Raw genomic sequence first — 5,705 nt, forward strand, 5'->3', positions numbered from 1 at the left:
TTTTTAAGAGACTGGGCCGAGCCCGCCGCGGCCTCCGAAACCGTCGAGAGCCGCGCGGCCACGGCCGCGGCCAACCCCGACCCCGCCGCCGGCCCGGGCCGCGGCAGCTGATCCATCCGCGAACCGTCCCGGCGCGTCCCGTGCAGCGGGCCCGCGCGGGGGCGCTCGCGCCCGCCGTTTTCTTCCTGGCCTTCGTTCTTCTTCCTTTCCGTCCGTTCGTTCATCCGTTTTCCGTCGTCCACATCGCCATCCCACCCGAGGAGTCACTCCATGAAAGCACGCAAGATCCGCAGCCGGGGCGCACGCCAGCCCGCCATCCGCCTCAACCGCATCGGTTCCGCCGTCGCGGCGGCCCTGCTCGCCGCCGGTGCCGCGCAGGCTGCCGACACCTCGGTCGATGCGGCCCTCAACGGCTCGGTGGCCGGCACGCCGATGGTCAATTCGCAGCCCACCAACAGCGGCGCGGTGAGCGCGGGCATCACCGGCGCGACCGGCGGCACCATCGTCACGGGCACGCCCTCGAATCCCAACCCGGTCGCGGCCGCCACCAGCGGCAACCTGATCGGCGCGAGCGCCACCGGCAACGCCTTCGCCAACGCGATCCAGCCGCTGTCGAGCACGCCGCCGGCCACGCCGGTGGACAACGCGGCCTCGCTGGGCGTGGCGAACAACAGCGGCGCGATCACCAGCGGCGTCGCCAGCAGCAAGCTCGCGGTCGAGCTCAACAACTTCCAGAGCGGCAGCGCGAGCGCCACCGACAACACGATCTCGGCCTCCAGCACCATCAACCAGGGCAGCTCGCTCGTGACCGGCAGCGCGATGGCCGGCGCGACCGGCATCACGGGCAGCGCGGCGCTGACCTTCCCCGGTGGCACCCCGCTGTTCGACGCCCAGGGCAACCTGGTCGTGACCTCGCTGCAGCGCGGCGTCGGCGGCCCCTCGGGCGCGACGCTGGCCGGCAACATGATCGACCTGATGCTGACCTCCAGCGGCGCGAACACCGTGACCGCGGCGGCAGCGCTCGACCGCAACACGCTGTCGGCCACGCTCAAGGGCAACAGCGCCAGCAGCGCGGCCGAGGTCCAGGCCGGCGGCGCGCCGAGCTTCGCGGGCGCGGCCGTGGTGTCGAACCTGCAGGTCAACGGCGACGGCATCCTCGCCGCGGTCAAGCACGTGGCCGACAACAGCGGCTCCACCGTGCTGGGCCTGGTCAACGGCCTGGGCGGCGGCGCGGTCAACACGCTGCAGGGCTCGCTGTCGGTGCAGGGCAACGCGATCTCGAGCGCGGCCACCGGCAACGAGGCGCTCTCGGCCACCGCCGGCACGGCCGGCAACCGCGTGGTGGTCGGCGCCGGCGTGTCGGTCGCGGGCACGGGCACCGCGGGCATCAACAACAGCGTGCACGGCGGCGTGGCCGTCACGAGCAAGCTCGACGCCGATCTCGCGGTGCTCAACAGCCAGGGCAACCTGCGCACCGAGCTGGTCGCGCAGACGGTGAGCGGCCAGGTGCTCGCCGGGGTGCAATCGCTCGACAAGGGCGGCCTCGCGCTCAAGGACAACGCGGTCGGCGCGGCGGCGACCGGCAACATCGCCTCGAGCGCGATCGTGCCCGGCGCGGGCGCGGCCTCGTTCGCGGGCACCGCGGGCATTTCGAACCAGCAGTCCAACTCGGAATCGGCGGTGACGGCCCGGATCGGCACCACGCCAGCGGACGGCGCGGTGATCGCGGCCCAGACCGGCGACGGCGTGACCGGCCTGACCAATGCCAGCACGGTCGCGGTCTCGGGCAATACCGCGGCCGCCACCGCGCGCGGCAACCAGGCCGACCAGCGCCTCGCGCTCGAGGCCAACACCATGACGCTGGGCGGCGGCAGCGACAGTGTCGCGCTCACCGGCGGCACCAGCGCCGACGGGCGCGTGTCGGCAAGCGGCCCGGCCACCCTCACCAACCTGCAGGGCAACTACAACAACAGCACGACCACCGCGCTGAACCAGGGCTCGAAGATCTGGCTCACCGCGAACTCGCTCGGCGGCGTGACCGACAGCGCGCTCTCGCTGACCGGCAACCGCCAGGAGGCGGTGGCGGTGGGCAGCGGCGCGACCAGCGAGCTCTCGCTCAAGGGCAACGCGGTCGGCACCGGCGCCGGCATCGCCAGCGTGCAGATGAACGACGGCAGCTCCTCGACCGGCGCGCTGCTCAACGTCGCCGAAGCGCGCATCGCGGTCGGCTCCGACCTCGTGCGCGGCTCGGCCGCGCTGACCGACAACCTGCAGCGCGGCATCGCCTACGGCAACTCCGTGACCAACACGCTGGGCGTCGCGGGCGGCGACCTCGCGGTCACGGCCGGCAAGGACCCGGCCTCGGTCGTCAACGTGAACGTCGCGAACAACCTGCCGTTCGACAACACGCTGGCGACGCAGCCGGCCGTGAACGCCTCCTACGGCATCCTCAGCAGCCAGTCGGTGCAGTCCACCGTCGGCGCCACCGCGGTCGGCGTGAACGCCTTCGCGGTCACGGTCGCCGGTGCGAACGGCGTCGACGCGGGCAGCGTGGCGAACGACCGCAACGTCTTCGTGGCGGCCGCGTACGGCAACGACGGCGCCAACGCGCTCAAGCTCGGCGCCAACAACATCGACGCTGGCGGCGGCTACGCGGCCGTGGCCAACGTGACCAACCTGCAGTCGGTGGCGGGCGCCTCGACCAAGATCGAGGCCAGCGCGGTCGGCGGCAACGCGGTGCGCACCATCGTCAGCGGTGGCTTGTCGGATGCATCGGTGTCGAGCAGCGGCAACCTGACCGAGGCGCTGGCCTACGGCAGCCGGGCCACCGGCAACACCGTGCAGGTGAGCGCGACCGGCATCGACACCGCGGGCCCCGTGATCCCGGGCGCCACGGTCGCCGGCGGCGCGATGACCACCGAGGCCTCGTTCAGCGTGCAGAACGGCCAGTCGGGCCAGGGCTCGGTGCTGGCCACGCGCAGCGGCGGCCCCGAGGTGCTGGTGCAGGTGGCGCAGGTCGCGGGCTCGGTCGGCGGCTCGAAGATCGACGCCGACAACAACGCCACCGTCGCCGCGGCCACGAGCAACAGCGCGGCCAACGGCGTGAGCGTGGACGCGCTCGGCATCGCCACCACCACCGCGGTGCAGAACCTGCAGTTCAGCAGCGCCAAGGTCGCCTCGGTCATCGGCCAGGAAGGCGCCCCGCTGGCCCTGCAGGGCGGCGTGCAGGTGCAGCTGGGCGGCAAGGGCGTGACCGACTCCCAGCTCTCGGTCGACGGCAACACGCTGCACGGCTCGGCCACCGGCAATGCCGCGGCCAACAGCATCGCGGTCAAGGGCAACGACATCGCCGCGGCCAGCCTGCTGCCGGTGGCCGGAGCGGCCAACACCACGATCCTGAGCGGCGCGATCGCCGACCACTCGCTGTCGAACGCGCAGCTCGCGATCGGCACGGCGCCGATCTCCTCCAAGGCCGCGGGCGCCTTCGGCATCTCGACCGCGGCGGGCATGCTGGTGGCGGACACCACGCTCAGCGTCTCGAACAACGACCAGAGCGCGAAGGCGGTGGCCAACACCGCGGCCAACGACCTCTCGCTGCAGGCCGCGAACGTCTCGGGACGCAGCGCGCTGCAGTCGGGCCAGGCCAGCATCGCGCCGGTGGAGGCGCGCTCCTTCGCGCAGGCCTACGCGCCCGGCTCGGTGAGCGACTCCTCGGTGCGCATCGCGGGCAACGCGAACACCGCGCTGGCCGTGTCCAACGACGCCACCAGCCGCATTGCGATCGCGGCCGACACCACCCCTGCCGGCGCGCCACTGCCGACCATCGTGCTGCAGGCCGCGCTGCCGGGCGACGGCGGCGTGGTCTCCGACCATGCGCTGATGAACCGCCAGTCGGCCGTGGGCGGCGCCAGCGCGCGCGCCGACACCGCGATCTACAACGCCGATCGCGCCGTGCCCGCCGCGGCGGGCGTGACCGACAGCGCGATCGCGATGACCGGCAACCAGACCCAGGCCGAGGCCGCGGGCAACCGCGCGGGCAATGCCGTCTCGCTGGCCGGCGGCACGGCGCAGGGCGCGAAGACCGGCCTGCTGAACGCGCAGGACAGCATCGGCGCGGTGGCCGCGACGGCCGCCAACGTCACGCAGCTCACGCTGACCGGCACCAATGCCCTGACCCGCAGCGCCGCCACGCTCGAGGGCAACGCCACCGGCAGCGCGGCCACCGGCAACTCGGCGACCAACAGCATCGCGGTCAAGGGCGGCAGCGTCGCCACCGGCGACCCGGCCACGGCGCAGGCCGCGGGCGGGCCGGGCCTGGGCGTGGCGATCACGGCCGACCATGGGCTGGGCAACGCGCAACTTGGCGTGGGCCCGGTGTCGGCGGTCGCGACCGGCAGCATCGGCGTCGACAGCACGGGCACGGCCACGGTGCAGGCCTCGACGATCAGCGTGTCCGACAACCGCCAGAGCGCGCGCGCGGTCACCAACACCGCGACCAATTCGCTCAGCCTCGAAGGCGCGGCCGTCGATGCGCGCGGCGCGATCCAGTCCACGCAGTCCGCGCAGGCGTCGGTGTCGGCCAGCTCGAGCGCCGAACTGTTCGCGCCGGTCGCGTCCACGGATTCGTCGGTGCGCTTCTCGGGCAACACCAACACCGCGCTGGGCGTGATGAACGACGCCACCAACACGCTCGAGGTGTCCGCGGCCAACATCAAGCCCGCGGCCGCCACCGGCAGCGTCTCGCTTGCCGAGACCGGCGGACCGGCCAACGTGGTGGCGACCGGCGACCAGCTGGTGTCGAACCGCCAGACCGCGGCGACCAGCGTGACCAGCACCGCGAGCACCGCGATCTACAACGACGACCGCGCGGTGGCCGGCACCGCCGGGCTGTCGAGCGGCGCGGCGACGGTGTCGAACAACAGCACCCTGGCCGAGGCCTCGGCGAACCGCGCCGCCAACAGCGCGACCGTGACCGGCGATGCCACCCAGGGCGCGAGCGTGGGCGTGTCGAACGTGCAGACCAGCAGCGCGACAGTGAGCGCGAGCGCCACCACCGCCGCGGGCATCACGCTCGCGGGCGCGGTGCCGCTGAACGCGGGCAGCATCGCGCTCAACGGCAACACCACCTCGGCGCTGGCGCGCGGCAACGCGGCCACCAACGTGGTCGACTCGAGCGCGGGCAGCGGCTACGGGGGCGCGGCCTCGACCGGCAGCGCGACGCTGACGGCCTCGCCGCTGGCGCTCAACGTCGGCGCCAGCGCGGGCGTGCTCAACAGCCAGGTGAACACGGGCGCGGTCAGCGCGACGAGCAGCGGCGTGAGCTACCAGGTGGCACTGAACGCGACCGGCCCGGGCACGCTCAACGGCAGCATCGGTGTCACCGGCAACTCGCTGGCGGCGCAGGCCTACGGCAACAGCGCCACCAACCGCGTGACGCAGACCGCGCTGAACACCGGCACGCCGAGCGCGGCGGTCGGCAGCTACCAGGTCAACACCGGCGCGGTGACGGCCACGGTGACCGCCGTGAACTTCGGCGCCGGCGTGACTTCGACGGGCGCGGTGGGCAGCAGCACGCTGCGCACCACGGGCAACCAGGTCACGGCCTCGGCCACCGGCAACTCGGCGACCTCGTCGATCCTGGCGCGCTGAAGCGGGGGGCGGGCCCGCGGGCCCGTCGCGCGAAGAAAGACGAAGGCCGCGGCCGG

Annotated in this window: 1 protein-coding gene; it reads left to right on the forward strand. The window is 73.4% G+C overall.

Features of this window, described 5'->3' with window-relative positions; all coding sequences use genetic code 11:
• The first annotated feature begins 270 nt into the window (after positions 1–270).
• Entirely contained in the window at positions 271–5,649 is a 5,379-nt protein-coding gene (locus ACODT0_RS42140; protein WP_057597628.1) for a beta strand repeat-containing protein, read from the forward strand.
• The last annotated feature ends 56 nt before the right edge of the window (positions 5,650–5,705 follow it).

The organism is Variovorax sp. FG153 (assembly GCF_057809595.1).

What these genes read in the sequence shown, in the direction of transcription:
- ACODT0_RS42140 (WP_057597628.1), top strand. Translation starts at nt 271, where the DNA reads ATGAAAGCACGCAAGATCCGCAGCCGGGGCGCACGCCAGCCCGCCATC.